This window comes from Streptomyces mayonensis (genome assembly GCF_018982965.1).
In the GTDB taxonomy this organism is placed as follows: Bacteria; Actinomycetota; Actinomycetes; order Streptomycetales; family Streptomycetaceae; genus Streptomyces; species Streptomyces mayonensis.
Map to the genome: position 1 here is coordinate 1 of NZ_JACBYP010000115.1, position 26,930 is coordinate 26,930.

The window sequence follows — 26,930 nt, forward strand, 5'->3', positions numbered from 1 at the left end:
GGCGGGCCGGGTTCCCGAACGCGAGCGGGGTGAGGGGGTGAGCCGGGTTCCCGTACGCGAGCGGGGTGAGGGGGCGGGCCCGCTCCCCGTCGTCCTCGCCGGTGCCCGCGGTCACGGCCGCTGGCACGTCGCCAACATCCGCCGCCTGGAGCGGGCGGGCCTGGTCCGGTTCGCGGGCGTCTGCGAGCTGACCCCGCTGACCGACGAGGAGGCCGGCGGCGAACTCCCCGAGCAGTCCGCCGACTTCGGGGCGCTGCTCGACTCCACCGGCGCCCGGGCCGCGGTGATCTGCACGCCGATCCCCACCCACACCGACCTCGCCCTGGCCGCCGCCCGGCGGGGCGTGCACCTGCTCCTGGAGAAGCCCCCGGCCCCGTCCTACGCCGAGTTCCGGCGCCTGGCCGACGGGGTCGCCGAGGCCGGCGTCGCCTGCCAGGTCGGGTTCCAGTCGCTGGGCTCGCACGCCCTGCCCGCCGTCCGCGAGCTGGTCGCCGAGGGCGCGATCGGCGAGGTCACGGGCATCGGCGGCGCCGGGGCGTGGGTGCGGGACGAGGCGTACTTCCGCCGGGCACCCTGGTCGGGCAGGCGGCGGCTGAACGGCGCCGACGTGATCGACGGCGCCCTCACCAACCCGCTCGCGCACGCGGTGGCCACGGCCCTCGCGCTCGGCGGCACCGCCCGCGCCGAGGACGTCGCCGGCATCGAGACCGAGCTGAGCCACGCCAACGACATCGAGTCCGACGACACCTCCTGCGTACGGATCAGCACCGCACGCGGACACCGGGTCACCGTCGCCGCCACCCTGTGCGCCGAGCGCGCCGACGAGCCGTACGTCCTGGTGCACGGCTCCAGCGGCCGCATCACCTTCTGGTACAAGCAGGACCGCGTCCTGCTCCAGCGCGGCGGCCACGGCCCCGAGGAGTACCAGTACGGCCGCACCGACCTGCTGGAGAACCTGGTCGGCCACCTCACCACCGGCACCCCCCTGCTGGTGCCGCCCGAGGAGACGGGCGCCTTCATGCGGGTCGTCGAGGCGGTCCGCCGGGCGCCCGACCCGGAGCCGCTGCCCGAGGCCGCCTGGCACCGCCTGGCCGACGAGGGGCGCCGCGTGGTCCCCGGCATCGACGCCCTCGTGGCCGCCGCCGCCGACACCCTCTCCCTCTACTCCGAACTGGGCGCGCCCTGGGCGCCCCGCACCGAGCACCCACTGAACGAGGTGAGCACCCGATGACCGACTCGCCCCGGTCGGACTCCCCGGTCCTGCGGATGGCGGGCCGCCCCGTCGCCCGGTACGTCACCCGGCCCGAGCTGCCGCCCCGGCTCTCCCCGCGCCCCCACCTGCACCCCGTCACCACCCTGGCCGGCACCGTCGTCACCGAGTCCGGACCCGCCGACCACCTCCACCACCTCGGCGTCGGTGTCGCCGTCCCCGACGTCGAGGGGCACAACTTCTGGGGCGGGCGCACCTACGTGCGCGACCGGGGCCCGACCGAGCTGGACAACCACGGCACCCAGCGGCACACCGCCTTCCGGCTCCGCGGCCCCGACGGATTCGACGAGGAGCTGCGCTGGGTCGCCGCCGGCACCGAGCTGCTGCGCGAGCGCCGCACGGTCGCGGCCCGCGAACTCACCGCGAGGGCCTGGGCGCTGGACCTCACCTTCGCCCTCACCAACGTCACCGCCGGCCCCCTCACCCTCGGCAGCCCCGCCACCAACGGACGCCCCGGCGCGGCCTACGGCGGCTTCTTCTGGCGCGCCCGCAAGGAGAGCGCGGCGCCCGGCGTCCGCACCGCCGACCGCGAGGGCGAGTCCGAGGTGCACGGCGTCCGCGCCGACTGGCTCGCCCTGACCGGCGACACCTGGTCGCTGGTGTTCGCCGGCGCCACCGGACGGACCCGGCAGGACCCGTGGTTCGTGCGCACCGGGCAGTACCCGGGCGTCGGCTCCTCCCTCGCCCACGACGCCCGGCTCACCGTCGCCCCGGGCGACACCGCCGTCCGCCGGATCGTCACCGTCGTCGCCGACGGCCGCCTCGACGCCGACGGCGCCGCCACCCTCGTACGGAAGGCGGTCGGTTCGTGACCCCCGAGCACGCCCGGACGTACACCAACCCCGTCCTGAACGCCGACTGGTCCGACCCGGACGTGATCCGCGTCGGAGACGACTTCTACCTGACCGCCTCCAGCTTCGGCCGCGCCCCCGGACTGCCGCTGCTGCACTCCCGCGACCTGGTCAACTGGACGCTGGTCGGCCACGCCCTGGACCGCCTGGAACCCGCGCGGGACTTCGCGGCGCCCCGCCAGGACAGCGGCGTCTGGGCTCCCTCCCTGCGCCACCACGCCGGCCGCTTCTGGATCTTCTGGGGCGACCCGGACCACGGTGTCTTCCAGGTCAACGCCCCCGGTATCCGCGGCCCGTGGACCGCGCCGCACCTGGTGAAGTCCGGCAAGGGACTGATCGACCCGTGCCCGCTGTGGGACGAGGAGAGCGGCGAGGCCTACCTCGTGCACGCCTGGGCCCGCTCCCGCTCCGGCGTCAAGAACCGCCTCACCGGCCACCGCATGCGCCCCGACGGCACCGGCCTCCTCGACGAGGGCAAGGTGATCGTCGACGGCGACCGCCTGCCCGGCTGGTTCACCCTGGAGGGTCCCAAGCTCTACCGGCACGACGGCTGGTTCTGGATCCTGGCACCCGCCGGATCGGTCGAGACCGGCTGGCAGGGCGCCTTCCGCTCCCGCGCGTTCTTCGGGCCGTACGAGGAGAAGGTCGTCCTCGAACAGAAGGACACCGACGTCAACGGCCCCCACCAGGGCGGCTGGGTGCGCACGCAGACCGGCGAGGACTGGTTCCTGCACTTCCAGTCGCGCGGCGCGTACGGCAGGGTGGTCCACCTCCAGCCGATGCGCTGGGACGGCGCGGGCACCTCCCGCCCGAGCGGCGAGAGCGGGGGAGGCTGGCCGGTCCTCGGCGACGACGGCGCCCCCGTGGCCGAGCACCGCCGCCCCGCGCTGCCCCCGCAGCCGCCCGCCGCGCCCGCCACCGACGACGACTTCCCCGGCGGACGCTTCGGCCGCCAGTGGTCCTGGGCGGCCAACCCGCGCGACGGCTGGGCCGTCCGGCACGCCGGGGACGGACTGCGGCTGGCCTGCGTGCGCGCGGCCGACGTGCACGACCTGCGTCAACAGCCGAACTCGCTGACGCAACGGCTGCCCGGCGCCCCGTCGGTCGTCGAGGTGGACCTCGCCCTGGACAGCGAGGAGCCGGGCGCGCGGGCCGGGCTCGCGGTGCTCGGGGACGCCTACCGCTGGATCGGGCTCCAGCGGGACGGCGACGGCACGGTCCACCTGGTGCACCGCTTCGCCGACGCGGCGGCCGAGTCGGTGACCGGCGCCGAACGGGACGCCGACCGGCCGCGCCCCGCACCCGGCGGACGCGTCCGGCTGCGCATCGAGACCGCGCCCGGGGCCCGCTGCCGCTTCTCCTACGACCTCGGCGACGGCCCCCGCCCCACCGGCCGGGAGTTCGCCGCCCGGCCCTGGCGCTGGATCGGCGCCCAGCTCGGCCTGTTCGCGCTCGCGCCCGGCGGCCGGGGGCACGCGGGGACGGCCACCTTCACCCGGTTCCGCGTCGGGCACCGGTAACGCCCGCCACCCCCTCGCCCTCCCCCCCCACGCGTACGGCACGTCCACGCTCACCGTTCAGTCCCACCGCACCGTTGGATGAGAAGAAGAGAGCCGACCCATGAAGATCAGCATTCTCAGCACGGGTACCCGCGCACGCCGGACACCGGCCGCCGTCGCGCTGGGGGCCGTCCTCGCCCTGACCGCCACCGCCTGCGGCGACGACGGCAGCGGAGCGGGCGGCGGCCAGGGCGCCGAGGGCAGCGGCACGGGGAAGATCACCTTCTGGGACAACAACGGCGGTATCCGTACGGCCGTGTGGAAGGAGATCATCGCCGACTTCGAGAAGGCGAACCCGGACATCGACGTCGAGTACGTCGGGATCGCCGCCACCGAGTACCAGTCCAAGGTCGACACCGCCATCCAGGGCGGCGGCCTGCCGGACGTCGGCGGCGTCACGGCGTCGATGCTCGCGGGCTTCTCCGCCCAGGGAGCCCTGGAACCGCTGGACGACCGGCTCGCGGGGTCCTCCCTGAACGGCAAGCTCAACAAGGACATGATCGAGTCCGTGAAGGCCGCCGGCGGCGGCGGCGGCACCCTGTACTCGCTGCCGTCCTCCGCCAACAACGGCGTCCTCTACTACCGCACCGACCTGTTCGAGAAGGCCGGGCTCGACGAGCCGACGACGTGGGACAGGTTCTACGAGGCCGCCGACAAGCTGACCGACAAGGGCAAGAACGCGTTCGGCTACACCATCCGCGGCGGCTCCGGGTCCATCGCCCAGGCCTTCGACGCCATGTACGGGCAGTCCGGCATCACGTCGTTCTGGGACGCCGACAAGAAGACCACCACCGTCAACGACCCGAAGAACGTCGAGGCGCTGGAGAAGTACGCGGCCCTCTACAAGGAGGCCACGCCGGCCGCCGACGTCAACAACGACTTCGCCAAGATGACCGCCCAGTGGGACTCCGGCACCATCGGCATGGTCAATCACAACCTGGGCTCCTACCAGGACCACGTGAAGGCGCTCGGCAACGGGAAGTTCCGCGGCATCCCGCAGCCGGTCGGCCCGTCCGGCAAGCGGGTCCAGGTGTCCAACCCGGTCGACGGGCTCGGCATGTTCAAGAGCTCCAAGAACAAGGAGGCGGCCTGGAAGTTCATCGAGTTCGCCACCTCGAAGGAGCAGAACTCGAAGTTCAACGAGTCGGCCGGGCAGGTGCCGTCCAACACCGAGGCCTCGAACGACGCGTGGATCCAGAAGGCCGAGCCGACGAAGCTCGCGGCGCAGGCGCTGAACGACGGCTCCACGACCATCGTCCAGCTGCCGTACTACCTGCCGGACTGGAACACCCTGTCCAAGTCGGAGAGCGAGCCGGCGTTCCAGAAGGTGCTGCTCGGCGAGACGAGCGCGAAGGACTTCCTGGACGACCTGGCCGGGAAGCTGAACGAGGCGCAGGCCGAGTGGACGGAACAGATGGGCTGACCGGCCGAGCCGGCCATCGCCGTGGGACGGCCCGTGGTGCGCGAACCACCGGCCGCCCGCGGCTCCCCACGCCCACCCGGTACGACACGCTGCACGACCACCCCGTACGAACGTCCACGCCCATCCCGTACGCCCGCACGCCCTACGAAAGGGAGAGCCGCACCATGAACATGCGCAGATGGCATGAGCACGCTAAAAATGCGAAGCGGACCGCCGCGCTCGTCGGCTGCACCGCGCTCGTACTGAGCCTGACCGCCGCCACGGCCGGGGCCCGCCCCGGTCACCACCACCCCCGCGACACCGCCCGCCAGACGCTGCCCGCGAACGACGGCTGGGCCTCCCACGGCACCGGCACCACCGGCGGGGCCGCCGCCGGCGCCGAGCGGGTGTTCACCGTCTCCACCTGGGCCGAGTTCAGAGAGGCCCTCGCCGTGGAGGGCACCGCGCCGCGGATCGTCAAGGTCGAGGGCACCGTCGACGCCGTCTCCGAGGGCTGCGACGCCTTCGCCGCGCCCGGCTACGACTTCGACGCCTACCTGGAGAAGTACTCCCCCGAGAACTGGGGGAGGGACACCGACCTGAGCGCCGAGCCCGACGACAGCCCCGAGGGCCTGCGCCGCGCCTCCGCCGCCCGGCAGGACACGTCCGTCAAGGCGCACGTCCCCGCCAACACCACGATCATCGGCGTCGGACGCGACGCCGGACTCAAGGGCGCCAGCCTCCAGATCAAGGACGTGGACAACGTCGTCGTCCGCAACCTGACCTTCGAGAGCCCCGTCGACTGCTTCCCGCAGTGGGACCCGACCGACGGCGACTCGGGCAACTGGAACTCCGAGTACGACAGCGCCGTCGTGCACGGGTCGACGCACGTCTGGCTGGACCACAACACCTTCACCGACGGCGAGCACCCCGACAGCGCGGCGCCCACCTACTTCGGCATGCTCTACCAGCAGCACGACGGCCAGCTGGACATCGTGAAGGGCGCCGACCACGTCACCGCCTCCTGGAACGTCTTCACCGAGCACGACAAGACGATCCTGATCGGCAACAGCGACAGCGAGGCCACCGCCGCCGTCGACCGGGGGCACCTGAAGGCGACCTTCCACCACAACCTGTTCCAGGGCCTCGTCGAGCGCGCGCCCCGTGTCCGCTTCGGCCAGGTCGACGTCTACAACAACCACTTCGTGGCCGACGACGCCTACGGCTACAGCTTCGGCGTCGGCAAGGAGTCCCGACTCGTCGCCGAGCACAACGCCTTCACCCTGCCCGAGGGCGTCAGCGCCGGGCAGGTGCTCAAGCGATGGAACGACTCGCCGCTCACCGCCGCCCACAACCGCGTCAACGGCCGTACCACGGACCTGATCGCCGCGCACAACGCCCAGAACCCGGACGCGCCGCTCAGCTCCGGCGCGGGCTGGACGCCCACGCTGCGCACCGAGGTCCTGCCGTCCCGGGCGGTCCCGTCCGCCGTCGACCGCGGCGCGGGCGCGGGCCGGCTGCGCTGACGTCCCCGGAGGAGGGCCGGGGCGTCCGCACCCCCGGCCCTGCCCGCCCGCCGCGGTCAGTCGCCGCCGTCGCCGCTGTCACCGCCGCCGGAGGAGGACGTCCTGCGGGACCCCGACTTCCGGACGAGTTCACCGGCCACGAGCGTCGCCAGCGCCCAGGCGCGGACCCAGCGGGGAACGTCGCCCCGTGCGGCCCGCCAGACGCACACACAGCCTCCGGCCACGGCGAGGAGGATGAAGACGAGCAGGAAGAAGAGGGCGGCTGCCACGGCGGGGTCCTCACGATCAGTGAGCAGGGAGGTGAACACGGGTCGGTCGGCTCTGTGGACAAGGACGCCGCACCGCGCGATGACGTTCCAGTCCCTCCCCGACCGCGAGACTTTGCCAGGTCATGGGGATCAGATCCGGCCAAGGGGCTCGCGCCCACCCGGGTGACGCGCGTAGAAACCTGTGTCATGCATAAACCTCTGCGCATCGCGTCCGCCGTCGCCGCCTGTGCCGTCGCCGGCACCGTCCTGTACGGCACGGGAGCCGCCACCGCCGGCCAGTCCACGGCCAACTCCACCCACGAGCCCTACAACATCGGGCAGCTGAGCAAGGACATCGACGCCTACTACGGCACCACGCTCGACGCCGACGGCGTCTACCAGGCCTCGCCCGACAGCCCGTACGCCGAGGACCTGGCGCGGGCCGACGCGGCGGCGAGGAAGCAGATCGACCGGGCGGCCCGCGCGGCCCACCACGGGCACACCAGGCCCGCGATCGTCTTCGACATCGACGACACACTGCTCCTCAGCCTCGACTACGAGAAGAAGAACAACTACGGCTACGACAGCGACACCTGGGCCGCCTACGTCGACCGCGCCGACCGCCCGGCCGTCCCCGGCAGCCCTGAACTCGTCCGGTACGCCGAGAAGAAGGGCGTCGAGGTCTTCTACAACTCGGGCCTGAGCGACGCCCAGCGCTCCGCAGCCGTCGAGAACCTGAAGAAGGTCGGTGCCGACGTGAACCTCGACACCGACCACGTCTTCCTCAAGGACAAGGCGAACCCGCCGTCCTACCTGTCGCACTGCGCCACCCCGGGCACCTGGGACTGCACCACCGTGGAGTACAAGGCGGGCACCCGCCGGCACATCGAGCGCGACCTCGGCTACGACGTCGTCGCCAACGTCGGCGACCAGTACTCCGACCTCCAGGGCGGCTGGGCCGACCGGACGTACAAGCTCCCCAACCCGACGTACTTCGTCGAATAGCGCGTAGCGCACCTCGGCGCACCCCGGGTCCGAGGCCGGAGGCGGGTCAGCCCCCGAGCGCCGCCTCCATCATCGCCTTGGCCACCGGCGCCGCCAGGCCGTTGCCGCTGACCTCGCTGCGGGCCGCGTCGGACTGCTCGACGATGACCGCCACGGCGACCTCCCGGTCCGAGGAGCCGGACTTGGCGTAGGACGTGAACCAGGCGTACGGCGTCTTGCTGTTGTTCTCGCCGTGCTGGGCCGTGCCCGTCTTGCCGCCCACCGTCGCCCCGGCGATCTGCGCGTTGGACCCCGTGCCGTCGTCGACGACGGTCCGCATGGCCGACTGCAGCTGCTCGGCGGTGCCGGAGGACACGATCCGCTTCGTGTCCGGGTCGGAGTGGTCCTCCAGGACGTCGCCGCCGCCGTCGGTGACCTGCGACACCATGTGCGGGGAGACCAGCTCGCCGCCGTTGGCGAGGGCCGCCGAGACCATCGCCATCTGGAGCGGCGTCGCCGTGACGTCGAACTGGCCGATGCCCGTGAGCGCCGTCGACGACCGGTTCATGTCCTGCGGGTAGACGCTGGTGTAGGCCCGTACCGGCACGTCCTGCGTCTCGTCGTTGAAGCCGAACTTCTCGGCCATGGCCCGCAGCTTGTCCTGCCCCAGGTCGACGGCCATCTTCGCGAAGACGTTGTTGCAGGAGTACTGCAGCCCGGTGCGGATCGTGGCGTTCTCGCAGGGTGCGTTCGGATTCTCGTTGGACAGGTCCGTCGCGGTGCCCGGCAGGGTGTACGGGTCCGGGCTGTCGGTCTTCTCGTCCACCGAGCCGTACAGCCCGTCCTCCAGCGCCGCGGCCGCCACGACCAGCTTGAACGTCGAGCCCGGCGGCAGCGGCTGGCGCAGCGCGCGGTTGGTCAGCGGCTTGTCCGGGTCCGAGGTGAGCTTCTCCCAGGCCTCACCGGCGGTGTTCGCGTCGGTCAGCGACGCCGGGTCGTACGAGGGCGTCGACACGACCGAGAGGATCTCGCCCGTCTCCGGGTCGATCGCGACGGCGGCGCCCTTCGTCTCGCCCAGCGCGTCGAGCCCGGCCTTCTGCACGTCCGGGTCGATCGTCGTGACCACGTTGCCCGGCTCGGCCCGGGTGCCGGTGACGGTGTCCATCACCGTCTTCAGCCGCGGGTCGGTGCCGTTGAGCACGTCCTGGTAGATGCCCTCCAGCTGGGTCGGCGCGTACGCCTGCGAGGCGTAGCCGGTCACCGCCGCGTACCGCTTGCCGTCCTCGTACGTGCGCTTGTACGCCAGGTCGCTGTTCCGGGTCGGTGCCGAGCCGGTGACCGACCGTCCGGCCACGACGATGTTCCCGAGCGGTCCCGCGTACGTCTCGATCGCGTTCCGCCGGTTGTCCTTGCTGTCCGCGAGCGCCCGGCCGTCGTAGAACTGCACCCAGGTCGCCCTGATCAGCAGAGCGAACACCAGGAGCAGCGTGAGGACCGAGGCACGCCTGATCGTCTTGTTCATCCCTTTGTTCATCCCGCTGGCAGGACGAACGGGTGGGCGCGAATCGTTCCGTGTGCCCTGTTTTCTCATCGTCCGTTCATGAAGCCCGCCTCGTAGGCCCTCACCACCGCCTGGGTGCGGTCCCGGGCGCCGGTCTTGGCCAGTACGGACGCGACGTGGGTCTTCGCCGTGGCGGGCCCCACCCCCAGCCGCCCGGCGATCTCCGCGTTGGTCAGCCCGGCCGCCATGAGCCGCAGCACCTCGGTCTCGCGTCCGGTGAGCCGGGCCGCCCAGGGCGGCGGAGCCGGGTCCGCGCGCGCGTGCTCCGCGGCCAGCGTCCGCACCGCCGACGGGAAGAGCAGCGTGTCGCTGCGCGCGACCAGCCGCACGGCCCCCAGGAGGGTGTCGGCGTCGGCGCGCTTGAGCAGGAAGCCGGCGGCTCCCGCGCGCAGGGCGTCGTAGACGTACGCGTCGTTCTCGAAGGTCGTCACGACCACGACGCGGGGCGGGTCGGAGAGGGCGGTGAGGATGCGCTCGGTGGCGCGGATCCCGTCGACGCCGGGCATGCGGACGTCCATCAGGACCACGTCCGGCCGCACCTCCCGCACCACGGAGACCGCCTCGGCGCCGGTGGCCGCCTCACCGGCGACCTCCAGGTCCGGTTCGGCGGAGAGGATGGCCCGCAGGGCGGTACGGACCATGCGTTCGTCGTCGGCGACGACGATCCGGATCGGCGGGCGGGTCATGCGGTCTCCTTCAGCGGTAGTCGTACGCGCAGTCGCCACACCGGCCCGTCGGGGCCCGCCTCGGCCGAGCCGCCCAGCAGTCCGGCCCGGTCGGCGACACCGCGCAGACCGTGTCCGCCTCCCGGGCGCGGGCCGGTGACCGTGTCGCAGGGGTTCTCGACGGTGATCAGCAGGTGACCGTCCAGCACCTCGACGCGCAACGTCACGGCGGCCTCGTGGCCCGCGTGCCTGAGCGCGTTGCTCAGCCCCTCCTGCGCGATGCGGTACGCCTCGCGGGACACCTGGGGCGGCAGCGACCGCGGGTCGGTACTGACGGCGGCCGTCACCCGCAGGCCGCTCGCGCGGGTGCGGCGCAGCAGGCCGTCGAGGTCGGTGGCGAGCGTCGGGGCCGGTGCGGTTCCCGACGCGTCGCCGTCGCGCAGGACACCCAGTACGGCATCGAGTTCGCCGACCGTGCGACGCGTGGTGTCCTCGATCGCGGCGAGCGCCTCGCGGACGAATTCCGGGTCGGTGTCCAGGAGCCGCCGGGCCGCGGCCGCCTGGAGGGTGACCGCGCTCAGCGCGTGGCCGACGGAGTCGTGCAGCTCCCGCGCGAGGCGGTTGCGGACGGCGAGGTCGGCGGCCCGCGCCTCGGCCGCCGCGATCCGGTCCTGCGCGGACGGGCCGAGCAGCACCGGTGCCCAGCGGGCCAGCAGGGCGCCGCACGCGGCGGCGCAGCCCGCGAGCGCGAGCAGCAGGACGGCGCCCGCCACCGGCGCGAGGGCGAGTGTCCAGGTGTGCTGGAAGAGGCCGCCCGGCCCCACCGGCCCGTCCCGCAGCGCCGGCGCGAAGGGGAGGAGGACCAGCAGGGCCGCGAACGGCGGTACCGCCAGCGACATGCCCGCGACGATGCCGCCGGCCCCCAGGTGGAGCGTGACCCAGGCCGCCGTACGCGCCCGCTCGCCCGTCGTCCGGGCGGGCCCGGGGGCGAGGAGACCGGCGTCCACGGCGCACAGCGCGCGCACCGCGCCGGACTCCAGCGGGCGGGCCGGCGGGAACAGCGCCGACAGGGCGGCGAGCGGCAGCCCGACGGCGAAGGCCGCCAGCTGGAGGCGGAGCGAGTGGAAGACGTCGGCGTCCCCGGCGACCGCTTCGACGACGACGGAGCCGACGAGGACGTACGGCATGGCGAGCGCCCCGCCGAGGACCAGATGGAGCCACCGCAGGCGCGCCCGCCGGCCGAACAGCGCCCCGGCCGCCGGTCTCACCGCCGGGCGCGGGCGGCGGCCGACCGCCCCGCGAGGAAGCGCGCGCCACCGCTGGCGACGAGGAGGCCGACGGTCATCTGAGCAGCGTAGGTCACGAGCATCAGCTGTGTCGGCCGGTCCGCGGGACCGTCCGGCCCGGCCTGCGCGGCGAGCAGCATCCAGCCGCCCCAGCAGGCCGTGGCGCCGGAGCAGACCCACGCCGCGGCGAGCGGCACGGCGACCGGCAGGGCGGGGGCACGCCGGAAGGCGAGCAGCAGGCCACCGGCGACGGCCGACACGAGGAGGGCGGCGTACAGGCCCTCCAGCACGTAGAAGTCACTGGTGCGCTCCGCCGTCCGGTGCGCGCCGAGCCCGGCGGTGCCGCCGCAGGCCCACAGCAGGCGGACCGCGAACGGGAACAGGGCGAGTACGGCGGCGGCGACGGCGGTGGCCCCCGCGGCCCTCCCGGCCGCGCCCTGGGGCAGGTCGCCCGTCCGGCCCCGCCACAGGTGGCCCCAGCGGTCCCGGGCGTAGAGCACGAACAATGCGCCCAGTGCGAGGCCCTGCACGATGAACCCGCCGTACACGACCCCGAACACCCACTCGTGCAGGAGGAGGTCCTGCCGGGGGCCGGAGGAGGCGGCGGGGCCGCCGGTGAACGCCCGCGCGAGCATCTGGAGCGGGAACCCCGCCATGATCGGCGTCAGCAGCCCGGTGGCGACCCACACCGGGAACGCCAGCGCCCAGGCGGGCACACGGCGGCCCCAGGGCCTGGTGAGCATCAGCGCGAGGACGACCACGCAGCTGTCCAGGAGGACGGAAAGCCCGTTGGCGGCGATCATCGCCACCCGGTGGTCGAAGAGCGGGCTGCCGTCGGGGATGCCGATGTGACTCCCGGCGATCCAGGCGGCCTTGAGCGCGAGGTACGGCAGGCAGGCCACGACGGCGACGGCGCGCAGCAGCCGCCGGGTCCGGGAGGCGGGCGGGCCGGAGGCGGGGGCGGAGGCGGAGGTGGAGGTGGCGGTCGGTGTCGCGGTGGCGGAGTTCGGTGTCATGGCGTCCACGCTCCCGCGCCGCTGTCTCCGCCACGTCCTGCGCACCGACGATCCGCCTCCGCCGCGCGGCGGAGGCGCACTCCGCCGGACTCGTCCCGCGGGGGACCGCCGGGGGACCGCCGGAACACCACCGGAACACCACCGGAAGGCCACCGGGGGACGGCCGGGAGATGGCCGGGGGGCGGCCGGCGGGGCGTCAGGTCTGTGCCGGTGAGGCCGTCGGACGGGCCGGGACCGGTCACTCCGCTCACTCCGCGAGGTGCAGCACGACCTCGTCGATCTCCTCGCCCCGGGCCGCCGCGAACCCCCGCGCGCGGGCGCTCGTCTCGAAGCCGCACTTCTCCAGCACGCGCCGCGACCCGGCGTTGTCGGCCGCCGCGCGCGCGTACAGCGGGCGGTCCCCGACCTCGGCCAGCAGAGCGCGCAGCGCGGCCGTGGCCACGCCCCGCCCCCAGTACGCCCGGTCCACCCAGTACGTCACCTCGCGCTCGCCCGGCTCCCCGTACACCGCCGTGCTGCCGATCACGTCACCGTCGCCGAGGATGGTGCGCACGACGTCGCGGGAGGCACGGATCTTGCGCCAATGTGCCGCGAACGCGTCCCAGTCGGCGGGGTCCTTCGGGGTGAAGGCCGCCATGCGCAGGGACTCCGGATCGTTCATCTGCCGGAAGAAGACGGGCAGATCGCTGTCGTGGACCTCGCGCAGTGCGATATGCATGGCCCAGAGCCTACGTGTGGCCGGGAGACTGCGTGTGCCTCAGAGCCCGCGCGTGGCTTCAGAGCCCCCGCGTGCCTCAGAGCCTGCGCGTGGCCAGTGTCAGCCGGTCCCGCGCGTCGAACAGCGCGTCCTTCACCGTCTGTTCGTGCGCGGGCGTCAGCCGCGCCACCGGCACCGAGCAGCTGATCGCGTCCCGCGCGGGGGTGCGGTAGGGCACCGCCACGCCGAAGCAGCGCAGCCCCAGCGTGTTCTCCTCGCGGTCCACGGCGAAGCCCTGCTCCCGCACCTGGTGCAGCTCCTCGATGAGCCTCTCCCGGTCGGTGATGGTGTGCTCGGTGAGCGCCGGCAGCGTCTCGGGCAGCAGCTTGCGCACCTGTTCGTCGGTGTACGTGCTCAGCAGCGCCTTGCCCAGCGACGTCGAGTGCGCGGGCAGCCGCCGCCCGACCCGGGTGAACGGGCGCAGGTAGTGCTGGGACTGACGGGTGGCCAGGTAGACGACGTTCGTGCCGTCCAGGCGCGCCAGGTGGATGGTCTCCGTGGTGTCGTCGGAGAGCCGGTCCAGCGTGGGCCGCGCCGCCGCGACCACCTCGTCGCCGTCGATGTACGAGGTGCCGACCAGCAGGGCCCGTACGCCGATGCCGTACCGCGTGCCCGTGGCGTCCGTCTCCACCCAGCCCAGCTCGACCAGCGTGCGCAGCAGCATGTAGAGGGACGACTTGGGATAGCCCACCGCCTCCTGGACCGACGCCAGGGAGTGCATGCCGGGGCGCCCCGCGAAGTACTCCAGCAGTTCGACCGTCCGTACCGCGGACTTGACCTGCGCTCCGCCCCCCGTCTCGCCAGCCGACATCGCCCTTGACCCCTTCGTTCGACGGGAAATAGTCTCGAACAGCATATTCATCATCAGAGACGGCGTTCAGTATATCGAACGACCCGGTACGGGCGCCGGGCACCGGCACCTGGCACCGGCGCGTCGGTGCCGTACGGCTCCGACGACGAGCACATCCGATGCAGAGCACGTGGAGGGACCCGCGGTGGCAGCAGCACCAGTCTGGAGTGTCGACCCCCGTACCGGGAAGCAGCGCGAACAGGTCGCGGTCGAAGCCACGGCGCAGGAGGTGGACGCCGCCGTCCGTGCCGCGCACGCCGCCCGGGACGCCCTCGCCGACCGCGCCGTGCGGGCCGCCTTCCTGCGCAGTGCCGCCGACGACCTGAAGGCGGCCGAGGAGACCCTGGTCGAGGTCGCCGACGCGGAGACCGCGCTCGGCCCCGTCCGCCTCACCGGTGAACTCGCCCGCACCTGCTACCAGTTGCGGGCCTTCGCCGACATCGTCGACGAGGGCGAGTTCCTCGGCGTGGTCGTCAACCACCCCGACGACACCGCCACCCCGCCCATCCCGGACCTGCGCCGCTACAAGGTGCCGCTCGGCGTCGTCGCCGTCTACTCGGCCTCCAACTTCCCCTTCGCCTTCTCCGTGCCCGGCGGCGACACCGCCAGCGCCCTCGCGGCCGGCTGCCCGGTCGTCGTCAAGGCCCACCCCGACCACCCGGCGCTGTCCGAACTGGTCGCCAAGGTGCTGCGCCGTGCCGCGGCCCGGCACGGCGTCCCCGAGGGCGTCGTCGGCCTCGTCCACGGCTTCGAGGCGGGCATCGAACTGATCAGGCACCCGCTGGTCGCGGCGGCCGGCTTCACCGGGTCCGTACGCGGCGGCCGCGCGCTCTTCGACGCGGCGGCGGCCCGTCCGGTGCCGATCCCCTTCCACGGCGAGCTGGGCTCGCTGAACCCGGTCGTCGTCACCGAGGCCGCCGCCGCCGAGCGGGCGGACGCCATCGGCGCGGGCCTGGCCGGTTCGATGACCCTGGGCGTCGGCCAGTTCTGCGTCAAGCCCGGACTGGTCCTGGTGCCGGCGGGCGCCGCAGGCGACGGCCTGGTCAAGACCCTCACGGACGCGGTCAGCGACACCGACGCCGGTGTCCTCCTCGACCACCGCATGCGGGACAACTTCGTCGCCGGCGTCGCCGAGCGCGCGGCGCTGCCCGACGTGGACTCGCCGGTGACGCCCGGCTCGGGCGGCGAGCACACCGTCGCCGCCGGGTTCCTCACGGTGCCGGCCGCGCGGCTGGCCGCCGAGGGTGAGCACGACCTGCTCCTGGAGGAGTGCTTCGGACCGGTCACCGTCGTGGTCCGCTACCAGGACGCCGACGAGGTGCGGGCCGTGCTGTCCCGGCTGCCGGGCAACCTCACGGCGACCGTGCAGCTCTCCGCCGAGGAGGCGGCGGGGCAGGGCCGCGCGGCCGAACTCCTGGCGGAGGTGACGCCGCTCGCCGGACGGGTGCTGGTGAACGGGTGGCCCACGGGAGTCGCCGTGGCGGCGGCCCAGCACCACGGGGGGCCGTACCCGGCGACCACGTCGACGTCCACGTCGGTCGGCGGCACGGCGATCGAGCGGTGGCTGCGGCCGGTGGCGTACCAGGGGGTGCCGGAGGCGCTGCTGCCGCCCGAGGTGCGGGACGGGAACCCGCTGGGGCTGCCGCGGCGGTTCAACGGGGTGCTCGAGCGGTAGCGGCCGCGCTGTCAGCGGCAGCGGCCGCGCTGTCGTGCCGCGGGGAGCGCGGTTGCTCCGCGGCCGGCACGCGGCTCCGGTCCGCAGGTCCGCCGGCTCGCCGCCGCCCTGAGCGGCGGAACCGGCGAGCCGGCACTCCGCCCCCGCGTCCCCGAGGGGACGCTCTCCCCGGCCCGAGAGGATCGCCCCGTGCTCGTCGACGTACCCGAAGTGCCGTTTCCCCTCCGTCCCCACGGACCCGACGGCAGGTGGTCGTACGCGGACGGCGTGCTCACCGCGGTCGCCGGGGCGGGGCAGGACCGGTTCGTGCCGCCCACCGGGGAAGGGCTGGAGTCCGTCTCCGACGCGCCGCGGCTGCTGGGCGCTCCCGACGGGGACTTCCAGCTGATCGCACGGGTCGGCGTCGGCTTCCGCGCCGCCTTCGACGCCGGGGTGCTCTACGTGCACGTCGGCGAGCGGGCCTGGGCCAAGCTGTGCCTGGAGTACTCCCCGGACGCGCCCACCGTCTGCACGGTCGTCACCCGGGGGCACTCCGACGACTGCAACTCCTTCACGGTGGACGGCACTCACGTCTGGTTCCGGGTCAGCAGGAGCGGGCGTGCCTTCGCCTTCCACGCCTCACCCGACGGAGAGCGCTGGACCTTCGTCCGGCTCTTCACACTGGGCGACGAGGAGGAGACCGGTGCCGCCCTGGTCGGCTTCCTGGTCCAGTCGCCGACGGGGGAGGGCTGCACGGCGACCTTCGACCGGCTGGAGTTCCGCCCCCACTGGCCGGCCGATCTGCGCGACGGCAGCTGACGCGACGGCAGACGGCGGCACGGCGGGGGAGGAGGCAACCGCCCGGCCGGGTCCGCTCGTCCTGCAGTGCATGATCGACGAACACGCGACCGGACGCAGGATGATCCGTACCGTCCTGCCGGCCGAGGCAGAAACCGTCGCCGCCCTGCACCACCGGGCGCGCTCGACGTACTACCCGGACGGTCTCCCCGACGACGGCACCGACTGGACCGCCGTGTGGCGCACCGCCGTCGAGCGCCCCGACGGGAGCGTCCTGTGCGTCGTGGAGCAGGGGCGCATCGTCGCCCTCGCCTCCTTCCGGGTGCCCGAGGACGGCCCCGCGGGCACCGTCAAGCTCTTCCAGTTCCACGTCGACCCCGACCGCTGGCGCTCCGGCATCGGCGCCGCCCTGCACACGGCCTGCGTCGAGCAGTGGCAGGCCGACGGCCACCGGGACGCGGTCCTCGACGTGCACGTGGACAACCGCCGCGCCCAGGCCTTCTACGCCCGCCTCGGCTGGATCCCCGATCCGCACCACCCGCCCGCGGAGGGCGACCACCACCTCTTCCTGCGGTTCCGGGTGCCCGGGGAATGAGCCCGGCTGCTTGAACGTTCACGTACGAGGCGGGGAGGGCCTCCGCAGCGGTACGACCTGGAGAAGAGCCGAGACATGCGCGTCGAGATCTGGAGCGACATCGCCTGCCCGTGGTGCTACGTGGGCAAGGCCCGCTTCGAGAAGGCGCTCGCGGCCTTCCCGCACCGGGACGGTGTCGAGGTGGTCCACCGGTCCTTCGAGCTGGACCCCGGGCGGGCCAAGGACGACGTGCAGCCGGTACTGACGATGCTCACCGCCAAGTACGGCATGAGCGAGGCACAGGCCCAGGCGGGCGAGGACAACCTCGGCGCGCAGGCCGCCGCCGAGGGCCTGGACTACCGCACCCGGGACCGCGACCACGGCAGCACCTTCGACATGCACCGGCTGCTGCACCTCGCCAGGGAACGGGGCCGGCACGCGGAGGTGCTCGACGCCTTCTACCGGGGGAACTTCGCCGACGAGCGCTCCGTGTTCAACGACGACGAGCGGCTCGTGGAGCTGGCCGCCGCCGCGGGACTCGACGCGGACGAGGTCCGCGCGGTGCTCGCCGACCCGGACGCCTACGCCGACGGGGTCCGCGCCGACGAGCGCGAGGCCGCGCAGCTCGGGGCCACCGGCGTGCCGTTCTTCGTCCTCGACCGGGCCTACGGCGTCTCCGGCGCCCAGCCCGCCGACGTCTTCACCCGAGCGCTGACCCAGGCCTGGGGCGAGCGCGCGCCGCTCGAGCGGATCGACGACGGGGGCGCGGAGGCCTGCGGTCCGGACGGGTGCGCGGTGCCCGGGCAGTGAGGACGCGCCCGGCATCGCAGGCGGGCCGGCGTTCATAAGCGTTGCTTGGGGAGACCGCGTAGGAATACGCGATGGACGGGGAGGTCCGGGGAGCCGCACAGTGGTGCCATGGAGAGCTCCGATCATTTCGAGAACCTCGTCCGGGCCGAGTTCGCGCCGAAGACCACGTACCTGAACACCGCCAGTACCGGCCTGCTCCCCGCCCGTACCCTCGTCGCCATGCGCGACGCCGCCGAACGTGCGGCCGAGGGGCAGCCGCTCGACATGTTCGCCGACGTCGAGGCCTCCCGGGCCGCGTACGCCCGCCTCATGGGGGTGCCCGCCTCGCGGGTCGCGACCGGCTCGTCGGTCGCCACGTTCAGCGGTCTCGTCGCCGCCTCGCTGCCCGCGGGTGCCGAGGTCCTCACCGCGGAGGCCGACTTCGCCTCGCTGGTGAACCCCCTGTACACGCGCGGGGACCTGAAGGTGCGCAGCGTGCCGCTGGAGCGGCTCGCCGAGTCGGTGGGCCCCGGCACGGCACTCGTCGCGGTCAGCTCCGTCCAGTCGGCCGACGGGCGCCTGGCCGACCTGCCCGCGCTGCGCGACGCCGCCCGTGCGCACGGGGCGCGGACCCTGATCGACGTGTCCCAGTCGAACGGCTGGCTGCCGACGGCCGCGGACGACTTCGACTTCGTCGCCGCCGTCGCCTACAAGTGGGTGCTCTGTCCGCGCGGCGTCGCCTTCCTCGTCGTACCGGAGGATTTGGGGGCCGCGGCCGGTATGCGGCCGCTGTTCGCCGGGTGGGCGTCCGGCGAGCATCCCTGGGACAGCTGCTACGGCCCCGTCGAGGAGCTCGCGCACTCGGCCCGCCGGTTCGACGAGAGCCCCGCCCTGTTCTCCTACACCGGCGCCAGGCAGTCCCTGGACCTGATCGGGGAACTGGGTGTCGACGCCGTGCACGCCCACGACACCGCCCTCGCCGACCGCTTCCGCGCGGGGGTGCGCTCGCTGGGCCACGAACCGGTGGCCGCGCCCGGCTCCGCGATCGTGTCCGTGCCGGGTCTCGGCCACCGGCAGGGCGGGCTCAGCAGGGCCGGCGTGCAGGTGTCCGACCGGGCGGGCAACCTGCGGGCCGCCTTCCACCTGTACAACACCGGGGCCGACGTGGACCGGCTCCTCGACGTGCTGGCGGACTGAGAGAAGAGCGCCCGCACGAACGGCATCGGGCAGGGGCCGGTCGTCCCACACGAAAAGGCCCCTGCCCGAGATCAGGTCCGGGTCGCTTCACCTGCGTGAAGTCCCGTGCACCGATGCCGCGGCCTCCGGGGGACACCCCCCGGACGCCCGGCCGGCTCCGGTCACCGTACGGGCGTGAAGTCCCGCGCGCCGATGAAGTCCGGCCGCCGGATCGGGGCCGCGAACGGCTCGACCGCCGTGTTCTCCACGCTGTTGAACACGATGAACACGTTGCTGCGCGGGAACGGCGTGATGTTGTCGCCCGAACCGTGCATGCAGTTGCAGTCGAACCAGGTCGCCGAGCCGGCCTTGCCGGTGAACAGCTTGATGCCGTACTCCGACGCCATCTTCGTCAGCGCCTCGTCGGACGGCGTCCCCGCGTCCTGCATCTGCAGGGATTTCTTGTAGTTGTCCTTCGGCGTGGCCCCCGCGCACCCGAGGAACGTCTTGTGCGACCCCGGCATGATCATGAGACCGCCGTTGGTGTCGTAGTTCTCGGTGAGCGCGATCGAGACCGAGATCGTGCGCATGTTCGACAGGCCGTCCTCGGCGTGCCAGGTCTCGAAGTCCGAGTGCCAGTAGAAGCCGCTGGCCCCGAAGCCCGGCTTGACGTTGATCCGCGACTGGTGGACGTAGACGTCCGAACCGAGGATCTGCCGGGCCCGTCCGACCACGCGCTCGTCGCGCACGAGTTTCGCGAACACCTCGCTGATCTTGTGCACCTCGAAGACCGACCGGATCTCCTTGGACTGCGGCTCGACGATCGAGCGCTCGTCCTCGCGGACGGCCGGGTCGGAGGTGAGCCGCTCCAGCTCCCGCTGGTACACCGCGACCTCGTCCGGCCCGATGAGCTGGTCGATGGCGAGGAACCCGTCGCGGTCCAGGGACTCGAGGTCCCCCCGGGAGACGGGGCCGGGCGTGTCCGGGGAGCCCCAGACCACCGGGTCCTGCCGGGGGGTTGCCACCTCGGTGGCGCCGCGGGTGGGATAGAGATCAGTGACGTTCGTGGTCGTGGTCACGATGACTCACACCTCCTCGGTGAGCAGCGGGTAGACGCCGTTCTCGTCGTGGTCCTCCCGTCCGGTCACGGGGGGATTGAAGACGCAGATGCAGTGGAACTCCTCGTTGACCTTGAGCGTGTGCCGCTCATGGCCGTTCAGGAGGTACATGGTGCCGGGCGTGATGTGGTACTTCTTCCCCGTCTCGCGGTCGGTCAACTCGGCGTCGCCCTTCGTGCAGACGACGGCCTCGATGTGGTTCGCGTACCACATCTCCGTCTCCATACCCGCGTACAGGATCGTCTCGTGCAGGGAGAAGCCGACCTTCTCCTTGGCGAGGACGATGCGCTTGGTCTCCCAGGTGCCCGACGCCGACTTCACGTGCCGGTCGGTGCCTTCGAGTTCCTTGAACGAACGGACGATCACGGTGTTGCGATGCCTCCTAGGTGAAGGATGTGCCATGGTCCCCGGCGCCCCGGGCCGCGAGGCCCAAGGCGCCGGAAGCAGGGATGGGGCGGTGCGGGACGGTCAGGCCGTCTCGCGCACGGCCCGGGCGAGGGTCTTCATGCCCTCGTCCAGTTCGTCGGGCGTGATGGTGAGGGCCGGCAGCAGCTTGACGACCTCGCTCTCGGGGCCGGACGTCTCGATGAGCAGCCCGAGCTCGAAGGCGCGTTTGGCGACCCGGCCCGCGCGGTCCTTGTCGTGGAACTCCAGGCCCCAGACCAGACCGCGGCCCCGGTACTCCTTGATGTCGGCCAGGTTCTCCTCGGTGATGGCGATCATGTGCTGCTCGACCTGCTCACCGCGCTTGCGGGTCTGCTTCTCCATCGCGGAGCCGTCGGCCCAGTACGTCTCCAGCGTGGCGGTCGCCGTGACGAAGGCCGGGTTGTTGCCGCGGAAGGTGCCGTTGTGCTCGCCCGGCTCCCAGACGTCCAGCTCGGGCTTGAACAGGGTCAGCGCCATCGGCATCCCGTAGCCGCTGATCGACTTGGAGACGGTGACGATGTCCGGCGTGATGCCCGCCTCCTCGAAGGAGAAGAAGGCGCCGGTACGGCCGCAGCCCATCTGGATGTCGTCCACGATGAGCAGCATGTCCTGGCGCTCGCACAGGGCGGCCAGGGCGCGCAGCCACTCGGCCCGGGCGACGTTGATGCCGCCCTCGCCCTGCACGGTCTCCACGATCACGGCGGCCGGCTTGTTCAGGCCGGAGCCCTGGTCCTCCAGCAGCCGCTCGAACCAGATGAAGTCCTCGACGGTGCCGTCGAAGTAGTTGTCGAACGGCATGGGCGTGCCGTGCACCAGCGGGATGCCGGCGCCGGCCCGCTTGAACGCGTTGCCGGTCACGGCCAGCGAGCCCAGCGACATGCCGTGGAAGGCGTTGGTGAAGGACACGATCGACTCGCGGCCCTTGACCTTGCGCGCCAGCTTGAGCGCGGCCTCGACGGCGTTGGTGCCCGTCGGGCCCGGGAACATGACCTTGTACGGCAGGTCGCGCTTGCGCAGGATGATGTTCTGGAACGTCTCCAGGAAGCGGCGCTTCGCGGTGGTCGACATGTCGAGACCGTGCGTGACGCCGTCCCGCTCCAGGTAGTCGATCAGCGCGCGTTTCAGCACGGCGTTGTTGTGGCCGTAGTTGAGCGAACCCGCTCCGGCGAAGAAGTCGAGGTACTCGTGGCCGTCCTCGTCGTACATGCGGCTGCCGAGCGCACGGTCGAAGACGGTGGGCCAGCCGCGGCAGTAGCTGCGCACCTCGGACTCGACGGTCTCGAAGACACTGAGGTCGGGCTGGGTGATGGTCACGACGAATCGCTCCTCGTGGGTGAGGGTGTCAGAGGAAGGTCGTACGGTCCGGCGGGACCGGTGCGGTCACGGCCGGGAAGTCTGGGGGGCCGGACCACCGGGGGTGCCCGGCGTCCGGGCGGCCGGTGGGTCAGCGGGCCGCGGACAGGGGGCCGATGCGGTGGAGGACCTCTGGTTCGTGCGGTCCGTCCGGGAACAGGCCGGTGTCGAAGAGCACCTCGCGCTCCAGCCGGGCGCCGTGCCGCTCGGCGAACGAGGCGAACAGTCGCTGGGACGCCGTGTTGTCGGGGGAGACGGTGGTCTCGAGGGTGGTCAGCCCGAGTTCCGTGACGGTCCGGGCGGCGAGCCCGTCGAGCATCGAGGCGGCGAGCCGGCGCCCGCGGTGCGCCTCGTCGACCGCCACCTGCCAGATCAGCAGGGTGTCCGGCCGCTCCGGTCGGACGTAGCCGGTGATGAAGCCGACCGGCACACCGTGCCCGTCGCGGGCGACGGCCGACGTGGCGGCGAAGTCCCGGCACCAGAGCAGATAGCTGTAGGACGAGTTGAGGTCGAGGACCTTGGAATCCCTTGCTATGCGCCACAGGGCGGCACCGTCGGCCACTCTGGGTCGATCGATTTGCAGGTCTGCTTGCGCGGCAGTCATGCAAATTGAATTTACCCAGGGAAATTCGAAATTGCATCGCCGGACGGGGTTACGGATGGAGGCCTCGTGTGTTATCACGCGGGCGCGTGCCACCGCGCGAAGGGACGGCGCAATGTGGCGGTTTGTACCGGTCAAAGGCCGTGAAACGGACCGCATGTGGATCGGGTCACAATCGCGTAACCCATGTGAGACGTGTCCGAAATGCGAGATTCGAGGTTCGCGGAATCTTTGTGTTTAGCTCAAGGGAAAGCGGGCAGAAGAATATGGGAACCTGCGCTCGGTCGCATTCTGTAATTCAGTTTGTGTGAACTGCGATAATTCCCTGGAATTCAGGCTCCGGAAAGATCGGCCCCGGCCGTCCCGTCCCACGCCTCCTCCGCGGCCCGCCGGGCGGCCTCCGGATCGGCCTTGAGGCCCTTCTCCACCAGCGCGGCACCCAGTGCCGCCAGGCATCCGTGCACCGCGCCGCGCGTCGCGTCCCGGCCGTAGTGGTTGACCCGGATCATCTCGCCGGCCAGCGCACCGCTGCCCGCCGCCAGCGGCAGCGCCGGGTCCGACGCCAGGGCCCGGGCCACCAGCGCCGAGGCGTCGACGTCCGGGGGCGTCCGCAGCGTCGTGGCGACCGGTGCCGCGTCCTTCGCCTCGTACACGTACGGTTCCAGGCCGCCCAGCGCCACAGCCCCGGCCCGCGTGGCCGCCGCGGCCGACGCGTGCCGCGCCCGCACCGTCCCGGGGCCCTCCGCCTCGATACGCTCCACGCACGCCTCCAGCGCCAGCATCTCCAGCTGGGCCGGCGCGTGCGGCAGCGCTTTTCGGCCACCGTCGAGCCAGCGCTCCTTCCAGTCGAGGAGGGAGAGGTAGGACCGGCGCGGCGCGCCCGGGTTCGCGGCCATCCGCGCCCACGCCCGCTCGCTGACCGACACCGCCGACACGCCGGCCGGGCCGCCCATCGCCTTCTGCGCGCCGATGACGCACAGGTCGACGCCCCACGCGTCCGGCAGCACCGGCTCGGCGCCGACGGAGGCCACGGCGTCCAGGTAGAACAGCGCGCCGTGCGCCCGCACCACCTCGCCGATCTCCCCGACCGGATTGGTGTTGCCGGTCGCCGCCTCGGCGTGCACCAGGGACACGAAGTCGATCTCCGGGTGCGCGGCGAACGCCTCCCGCACCTGCCCGGCGGTCACGGCCGCGTGGAACGGCACGGCGAGGTCGTGCACGGTCGCCCCGCACTCCCGCAGCCAGTTCCCGAAGGTCTGCCCGTACGGCCCCGTGACGACGTTCAGCGCGACGGTGCCCGGACCGGCGGCGGCGCGGATCGCGCCCTCCAGCGGCAGCAGCGCCTCGCCCTGCATGACCACGACGTCCTGACCGGTGCCGAGCAGCCGCGCGACCCGGTCCTCGATCGCGGCGAAACGGCCGGCGCTCAGCGGGGCCAGGTCCAGGAACGGGTGGGTCACGGCGGGCTCTCTTCACTCACGGGCAGGTGTACGACACGTACGGAAACGAGAGTAACCACGGCCCCGGCCGGCACTCACGGCGGCGCCCTTCCGTTGCGACACCCCCACGCCCGGAATTGTGGCTTCCGCTACAGCCGCGACGAGCCCGGGCTGGTGGACTGTCCCCGTGTTCCTCTTCCTCCTCCTGGTCGTCCTCGTGCTCGTGGTGACCGCCGTCGGCCTGACCGGCCACGGTGCGGGCGTCCTCGCCGCCCGCCGCGACCGGGGCCCGGGCGCCGGGCCGCCGCTGCGTGCCCTCGCCGCGTTCACCGGTGCGGCGGCGCTCTCGGTGTACGCCTGGGGCCTGCTGCTCGTGGCCGGCGCCGTCATGGTGTCCAACGGCGGCGCGGGCTCCGCGCCCGCGCCGCCCTGCCGCACGCCGGGCCACGGGGAGCGGGCGCTGCACGTGGTCGACCAGTCGGTCACCTTCGTGCCGCCGGCCTTCGTCTGCGAGACCGCGGACGGCGGCGGGTACCCCAGCGACGACGTCCCCGGCTACGTCGCACCGGCCGCCGCCGTCCTCGCGCTGACCGCCGTGGCGAGCGCCGCCGGGGCCCGGCGCGCGACCGGACGCCACCCCCGCGCGGCAGTGCAGGAGAAGCCCGGTGCGGCAGTGCACGAGAAGGACGCGGCAGCGCACGAGAAGGACCGGTGACCGCCCCCGGACACCCGTGCGGACACCCCCTAGGGTGCGGGGCATGAGCGATCGCGCGGTGCTGCATGTGAAGGGTCGGGTGCTCGTCGGGCCCGAGGAGGTCCGGGACGAGGTCTGGGTGATCGACGGACGGATCTCCTACGACCGCCCCACCGGCGCGGCCGACGTCCGCACCGTCGAGGGGTGGGCCCTGCCCGGCCTGGTCGACGCGCACTGCCACGTCGGACTCGACCGGCACGGCGCGGTCCCCGGGGACGTCGCCGAGAAGCAGGCGCTGACCGACCGGGAGGCCGGCACCCTGCTCATCCGCGACGCGGGCTCGCCCTCCGACACGCGCTGGACCGACGACCGCGACGACCTGCCGAAGATCATCCGGGCCGGCCGGCACATCGCCCGCACCCGCCGCTACATCCGCAACTACGCCTGGGAGATCGAACCCGACGACCTCGTCGCGTACGTCGCCCAGGAGGCCCGGCGCGGCGACGGCTGGGTCAAGCTGGTCGGCGACTGGATCGACCGCGACCTCGGCGACCTGTCGGCCTGCTGGCCGCGCGGCGCCGTGGAGGCGGCCATCGCCGAGGCCCACCGCCTGGGCGCCCGCGTCACCGCGCACTGCTTCGCCGAGGACTCCCTGCGCGACCTCGTCGAGGCCGGGATCGACTGCGTCGAGCACGCCACGGGGCTGACCGACGACACCATCCCGCTCTTCGCCGAGCGCGGTGTCGCCATCGTGCCGACCCTTGTCAACATCGCCACCTTCCCGGCCCTGGCCGACGGCGGCGAGTCCCGCTTCCCGCGCTGGTCGGCCCACATGCGCCGGCTGCACGAACGCCGCTACGACACGGTCCGCAACGCCTACGACGCCGGGATCCCGGTCTTCGTCGGCACCGACGCGGGAGGCGCCCTGGCCCACGGCCTGGCGGGCGCCGAGGTCGCCGAGCTGGTCACCGCCGGCATCCCGCCGCTCCAGGCGCTCTCCGCCACGACCTGGGCCGCCCGGCGCTGGCTCGGACGCCCCGGCCTGGACGAGGGCGCGCCGGCCGACCTCGTGGTGTTCGACCAGGATCCGCGCGCCGACGTGCGCGTGCTCACCGCTCCGCGCCGGGTCGTGCTGAACGGGCGGGTCGTCGGTTGACCGACGTGGGTGACCTGGGGGAACGCGCGTGCCGTGAGATTCGAAAAGATGCACCAAAACACCACGAAGGGGTGAAGTGACCTCGGTTTGCTGACGGTCGGGCGCGCGCGGGGAGATTCTTTCCGGGTCCCAAGCACTCGCTCATGCGTGTCCCACACGCATGTCTCACTGGGGGTCCCACCACCTTGAACGGCAACTTCCGCATGCCCGCACGCCGCCTCGCCACCGTCGCCGCGGCCACCGCCCTGGCCGCCGGTCCCGCGCTCCTGGCCGGCACGGGCACCGCCCACGCGACCGGCGACCACGGCCGCGCGAGCGCCACCGTGCTGCGCACCGGGCTCGACGTCTCCCTGCTCAACAAGACCGTGAACGTCCCGCTCGCGGTCACCCTCAACGAGGTCCAGGCCCCCGAGACCGCCCGCAGGACCGCCCTGACCGCGCGGCTCGACGGCGTCGACGGCGGCAAGGCCTTCACCGTCCTGCGCGCCGACGTGGCCGACGCCGGGGCCACGGCGACCGCGGCGAAGAGCGAGGGGCACACCGAGCTGGCCCACGCCAGGCTCCACGTCCCCGGGCTGCCGCTCCTGTCGGTGATCGAGCTGGCGGAGGTCACCTCCACGGCGACCTGCGAGGCCGGTGGGAAGCCGGTCGCCGACGCCGACCTCCTCGGCCCGGTGACGGTCCTCGGCAAGAAGGTCACCCTCACCGCCGGCGGGACCACGGACGTCAAGGTGCCCGGCGTCGGCGAGGTGAGGCTGGACCTGTCGAAGACGCAGACCACCTCCCGCACGGCCGCCGCCACCGCCCTCGAACTGAGGATCTCCGTCAACCCCCTCGACCTCAACGTCGCCGAGGTCGACGGCACCGTCACCCTGGCGGAGGCCACCTGCGAGTCCCCGTCGGCCCCCGCGGACGAGGCCGGGCAGCCCCCGGCGGCGAAGGGGGAGGACGACGCCGAACCGGCCGCCGCCGACGTGCAGCCCCAGGGCGCCCGCGCCGGGGCCGACCTCGCCGAGACGGGCGGCAGCAGCGCGACGCCGTACGTGGCGGCCGGTGCCGCCGCCCTGGTCCTGGCGGGCGGCGGCACCCTGCTCCTGGCCCGCCGCAGGCGCGGCTGACATCGGCGCCGGGGCGTACGCCGGGGACGTACGGGGGGCGTACGGGGGCGGCGTACGGG

At 73.1% G+C, this 26,930-nt stretch carries 26 protein-coding genes; 14 read left to right on the plus strand and 12 right to left on the minus strand.

Translation table 11 applies throughout. The features are described 5' to 3' along the window. Nucleotides 1-37: 37 nt before the first annotated feature. The 5 genes from HZS56_RS30665 (at nucleotide 38) to HZS56_RS30685 (ending at nucleotide 6,608) form a co-directional block, all read left to right on the plus strand. Nucleotides 38-1,231 (plus strand): Gfo/Idh/MocA family protein, encoded by a 1,194-nt coding sequence (locus tag HZS56_RS30665; RefSeq protein ID WP_216724094.1) that lies wholly within the window; start codon nucleotides 38-40, stop codon nucleotides 1,229-1,231. Further along, on the plus strand, nucleotides 1,228-2,082 hold the full coding sequence (locus HZS56_RS30670; protein WP_216724073.1) for a DUF6807 domain-containing protein: 855 nt from the start codon (nucleotides 1,228-1,230) through the stop codon (nucleotides 2,080-2,082). The genes HZS56_RS30665 and HZS56_RS30670 overlap by 4 nt, the downstream gene beginning before the upstream one ends. Continuing rightward, nucleotides 2,079-3,641 carry a glycoside hydrolase family 43 protein gene (locus tag HZS56_RS30675; protein ID WP_216724074.1) on the plus strand — a complete coding sequence of 521 codons (1,563 nt, stop codon included), beginning with the start codon at nucleotides 2,079-2,081 and terminating at the stop codon, nucleotides 3,639-3,641. Before HZS56_RS30670 ends, HZS56_RS30675 begins: the two co-directional genes overlap by 4 nt. 100 nt (nucleotides 3,642-3,741) lie before the next feature. Beyond that, a complete protein-coding gene (locus HZS56_RS30680; RefSeq protein WP_216724075.1) occupies nucleotides 3,742-5,103 on the plus strand; it encodes an ABC transporter substrate-binding protein in 1,362 nt (453 codons plus the stop codon). Nucleotides 5,104-5,267: 164 nt separating this feature from the next. Continuing rightward, the gene (locus HZS56_RS30685; RefSeq protein ID WP_216724076.1) at nucleotides 5,268-6,608 is read left to right on the plus strand and encodes a pectate lyase family protein; all 1,341 of its coding nucleotides are present in this window, start codon (nucleotides 5,268-5,270) and stop codon (nucleotides 6,606-6,608) included. Between the two features lie 56 nt (nucleotides 6,609-6,664). Here HZS56_RS30685 and HZS56_RS30690 read toward each other — a convergent pair whose 3' ends face one another. Then, nucleotides 6,665-6,877, minus strand: coding sequence for a hypothetical protein (locus HZS56_RS30690; protein WP_216724077.1), 213 nt, complete (start codon nucleotides 6,875-6,877; stop codon nucleotides 6,665-6,667). Between the two features lie 186 nt (nucleotides 6,878-7,063). On the opposite strand from HZS56_RS30690, the gene HZS56_RS30695 reads away from it, so the two are divergent. After that, nucleotides 7,064-7,861 (plus strand): HAD family acid phosphatase, encoded by a 798-nt coding sequence (locus HZS56_RS30695; RefSeq protein WP_216724078.1) that lies wholly within the window; start codon nucleotides 7,064-7,066, stop codon nucleotides 7,859-7,861. Between the two features lie 46 nt (nucleotides 7,862-7,907). Here the strand turns inward: HZS56_RS30695 and HZS56_RS30700 are convergent, their stop codons facing one another. From HZS56_RS30700 to HZS56_RS30725, 6 genes are all read right to left on the minus strand, one after another. Further along, complete coding sequence (locus tag HZS56_RS30700; protein ID WP_216724079.1) at nucleotides 7,908-9,362, minus strand: peptidoglycan D,D-transpeptidase FtsI family protein; 1,455 nt, start codon at nucleotides 9,360-9,362, stop codon at nucleotides 7,908-7,910. A 65-nt stretch (nucleotides 9,363-9,427) separates the two neighbouring features. After that, the gene (locus HZS56_RS30705) at nucleotides 9,428-10,087 is read right to left on the minus strand and encodes a response regulator transcription factor (protein ID WP_216724080.1); all 660 of its coding nucleotides are present in this window, start codon (nucleotides 10,085-10,087) and stop codon (nucleotides 9,428-9,430) included. Continuing rightward, on the minus strand, nucleotides 10,084-11,334 hold the full coding sequence (locus HZS56_RS30710; protein ID WP_308408200.1) for a sensor histidine kinase: 1,251 nt from the start codon (nucleotides 11,332-11,334) through the stop codon (nucleotides 10,084-10,086). The genes HZS56_RS30705 and HZS56_RS30710 overlap by 4 nt, the downstream gene beginning before the upstream one ends. Further along, nucleotides 11,331-12,368, minus strand: a complete 1,038-nt coding sequence (locus HZS56_RS30715; RefSeq protein WP_216724081.1) for a hypothetical protein — start codon at nucleotides 12,366-12,368, stop codon at nucleotides 11,331-11,333. The genes HZS56_RS30710 and HZS56_RS30715 overlap by 4 nt, the downstream gene beginning before the upstream one ends. A gap of 247 nt (nucleotides 12,369-12,615) precedes the next feature. Beyond that, nucleotides 12,616-13,086, minus strand: a complete 471-nt coding sequence (locus HZS56_RS30720) for a GNAT family N-acetyltransferase (protein WP_216724082.1) — start codon at nucleotides 13,084-13,086, stop codon at nucleotides 12,616-12,618. A 76-nt stretch (nucleotides 13,087-13,162) separates the two neighbouring features. Next, on the minus strand, nucleotides 13,163-13,936 hold the full coding sequence (locus HZS56_RS30725; RefSeq protein ID WP_216724083.1) for an IclR family transcriptional regulator: 774 nt from the start codon (nucleotides 13,934-13,936) through the stop codon (nucleotides 13,163-13,165). Between the two features lie 184 nt (nucleotides 13,937-14,120). On the opposite strand from HZS56_RS30725, the gene HZS56_RS30730 reads away from it, so the two are divergent. From HZS56_RS30730 to HZS56_RS30750, 5 genes are all read left to right on the plus strand, one after another. Then, the gene (locus HZS56_RS30730) at nucleotides 14,121-15,650 is read left to right on the plus strand and encodes an aldehyde dehydrogenase (NADP(+)) (RefSeq protein WP_216724084.1); all 1,530 of its coding nucleotides are present in this window, start codon (nucleotides 14,121-14,123) and stop codon (nucleotides 15,648-15,650) included. Nucleotides 15,651-15,839: 189 nt separating this feature from the next. Further along, nucleotides 15,840-16,448 (plus strand): DUF1349 domain-containing protein, encoded by a 609-nt coding sequence (locus HZS56_RS30735; protein ID WP_216724085.1) that lies wholly within the window; start codon nucleotides 15,840-15,842, stop codon nucleotides 16,446-16,448. Between the two features lie 70 nt (nucleotides 16,449-16,518). Beyond that, on the plus strand, nucleotides 16,519-17,022 hold the full coding sequence (locus HZS56_RS30740; RefSeq protein WP_216724086.1) for a GNAT family N-acetyltransferase: 504 nt from the start codon (nucleotides 16,519-16,521) through the stop codon (nucleotides 17,020-17,022). 75 nt (nucleotides 17,023-17,097) lie between these two features. Beyond that, entirely contained in the window at nucleotides 17,098-17,811 is a 714-nt protein-coding gene (locus HZS56_RS30745) for a DsbA family oxidoreductase (protein WP_216724087.1), read from the plus strand. A 108-nt stretch (nucleotides 17,812-17,919) separates the two neighbouring features. Beyond that, nucleotides 17,920-18,987, plus strand: coding sequence for an aminotransferase class V-fold PLP-dependent enzyme (locus tag HZS56_RS30750; protein ID WP_216724088.1), 1,068 nt, complete (start codon nucleotides 17,920-17,922; stop codon nucleotides 18,985-18,987). Nucleotides 18,988-19,148: 161 nt separating this feature from the next. On the opposite strand, the gene thpD is transcribed toward HZS56_RS30750, so the two are convergent. The 5 genes from thpD to HZS56_RS30775 form a co-directional block, all read right to left on the minus strand. Further along, nucleotides 19,149-20,048: an ectoine hydroxylase gene (thpD, locus tag HZS56_RS30755; RefSeq protein WP_216724096.1), complete on the minus strand. Its 900-nt coding sequence runs from the start codon at nucleotides 20,046-20,048 to the stop codon at nucleotides 19,149-19,151. A 3-nt stretch (nucleotides 20,049-20,051) separates the two neighbouring features. After that, nucleotides 20,052-20,450 carry an ectoine synthase gene (locus HZS56_RS30760; RefSeq protein ID WP_037770517.1) on the minus strand — a complete coding sequence of 133 codons (399 nt, stop codon included), beginning with the start codon at nucleotides 20,448-20,450 and terminating at the stop codon, nucleotides 20,052-20,054. 102 nt (nucleotides 20,451-20,552) lie between these two features. Then, nucleotides 20,553-21,824 carry a diaminobutyrate--2-oxoglutarate transaminase gene (gene ectB, locus HZS56_RS30765; protein ID WP_216724089.1) on the minus strand — a complete coding sequence of 424 codons (1,272 nt, stop codon included), beginning with the start codon at nucleotides 21,822-21,824 and terminating at the stop codon, nucleotides 20,553-20,555. A 130-nt stretch (nucleotides 21,825-21,954) separates the two neighbouring features. Then, the gene (ectA, locus tag HZS56_RS30770) at nucleotides 21,955-22,467 is read right to left on the minus strand and encodes a diaminobutyrate acetyltransferase (protein ID WP_216724090.1); all 513 of its coding nucleotides are present in this window, start codon (nucleotides 22,465-22,467) and stop codon (nucleotides 21,955-21,957) included. Nucleotides 22,468-22,796: 329 nt separating this feature from the next. Continuing rightward, complete coding sequence (locus tag HZS56_RS30775; protein ID WP_216724091.1) at nucleotides 22,797-23,924, minus strand: pyridoxal-phosphate-dependent aminotransferase family protein; 1,128 nt, start codon at nucleotides 23,922-23,924, stop codon at nucleotides 22,797-22,799. 166 nt (nucleotides 23,925-24,090) lie between these two features. On the opposite strand from HZS56_RS30775, the gene HZS56_RS30780 reads away from it, so the two are divergent. The 3 genes from HZS56_RS30780 (at nucleotide 24,091) to HZS56_RS30790 (ending at nucleotide 26,871) form a co-directional block, all read left to right on the plus strand. After that, the gene (locus HZS56_RS30780; protein ID WP_308408201.1) at nucleotides 24,091-24,618 is read left to right on the plus strand and encodes a hypothetical protein; all 528 of its coding nucleotides are present in this window, start codon (nucleotides 24,091-24,093) and stop codon (nucleotides 24,616-24,618) included. Between the two features lie 43 nt (nucleotides 24,619-24,661). Then, nucleotides 24,662-25,753, plus strand: a complete 1,092-nt coding sequence (locus HZS56_RS30785; RefSeq protein WP_216724092.1) for an amidohydrolase family protein — start codon at nucleotides 24,662-24,664, stop codon at nucleotides 25,751-25,753. 203 nt (nucleotides 25,754-25,956) lie between these two features. Further along, complete coding sequence (locus tag HZS56_RS30790; RefSeq protein WP_374201228.1) at nucleotides 25,957-26,871, plus strand: SCO1860 family LAETG-anchored protein; 915 nt, start codon at nucleotides 25,957-25,959, stop codon at nucleotides 26,869-26,871. Nucleotides 26,872-26,930: the final 59 nt, after the last annotated feature.

Bases quoted from the DNA above. Each gene is read 5' to 3' on its own strand.
- HZS56_RS30670 (WP_216724073.1), top strand. From the start codon at position 1,228: ATGACCGACTCGCCCCGGTCGGACTCCCCGGTCCTGCGGATGGCGGGC.
- HZS56_RS30680 (WP_216724075.1), top strand. From the start codon at position 3,742: ATGAAGATCAGCATTCTCAGCACGGGTACCCGCGCACGCCGGACACCG.
- HZS56_RS30685 (WP_216724076.1), top strand. From the start codon at position 5,268: ATGAACATGCGCAGATGGCATGAGCACGCTAAAAATGCGAAGCGGACC.
- HZS56_RS30695 (WP_216724078.1), top strand. From the start codon at position 7,064: ATGCATAAACCTCTGCGCATCGCGTCCGCCGTCGCCGCCTGTGCCGTC.
- HZS56_RS30700 (WP_216724079.1), bottom strand. From the start codon at position 9,362: ATGAACAAGACGATCAGGCGTGCCTCGGTCCTCACGCTGCTCCTGGTG.
- HZS56_RS30705 (WP_216724080.1), bottom strand. From the start codon at position 10,087: ATGACCCGCCCGCCGATCCGGATCGTCGTCGCCGACGACGAACGCATG.
- HZS56_RS30715 (WP_216724081.1), bottom strand. From the start codon at position 12,368: ATGACACCGAACTCCGCCACCGCGACACCGACCGCCACCTCCACCTCC.
- HZS56_RS30720 (WP_216724082.1), bottom strand. From the start codon at position 13,086: ATGCATATCGCACTGCGCGAGGTCCACGACAGCGATCTGCCCGTCTTC.
- HZS56_RS30725 (WP_216724083.1), bottom strand. From the start codon at position 13,936: ATGTCGGCTGGCGAGACGGGGGGCGGAGCGCAGGTCAAGTCCGCGGTA.
- HZS56_RS30740 (WP_216724086.1), top strand. From the start codon at position 16,519: ATGATCGACGAACACGCGACCGGACGCAGGATGATCCGTACCGTCCTG.
- HZS56_RS30745 (WP_216724087.1), top strand. From the start codon at position 17,098: ATGCGCGTCGAGATCTGGAGCGACATCGCCTGCCCGTGGTGCTACGTG.
- HZS56_RS30750 (WP_216724088.1), top strand. From the start codon at position 17,920: ATGGAGAGCTCCGATCATTTCGAGAACCTCGTCCGGGCCGAGTTCGCG.
- ectA (WP_216724090.1), bottom strand. From the start codon at position 22,467: ATGACTGCCGCGCAAGCAGACCTGCAAATCGATCGACCCAGAGTGGCC.
- HZS56_RS30785 (WP_216724092.1), top strand. From the start codon at position 24,662: ATGAGCGATCGCGCGGTGCTGCATGTGAAGGGTCGGGTGCTCGTCGGG.
- HZS56_RS30790 (WP_374201228.1), top strand. From the start codon at position 25,957: ATGCCCGCACGCCGCCTCGCCACCGTCGCCGCGGCCACCGCCCTGGCC.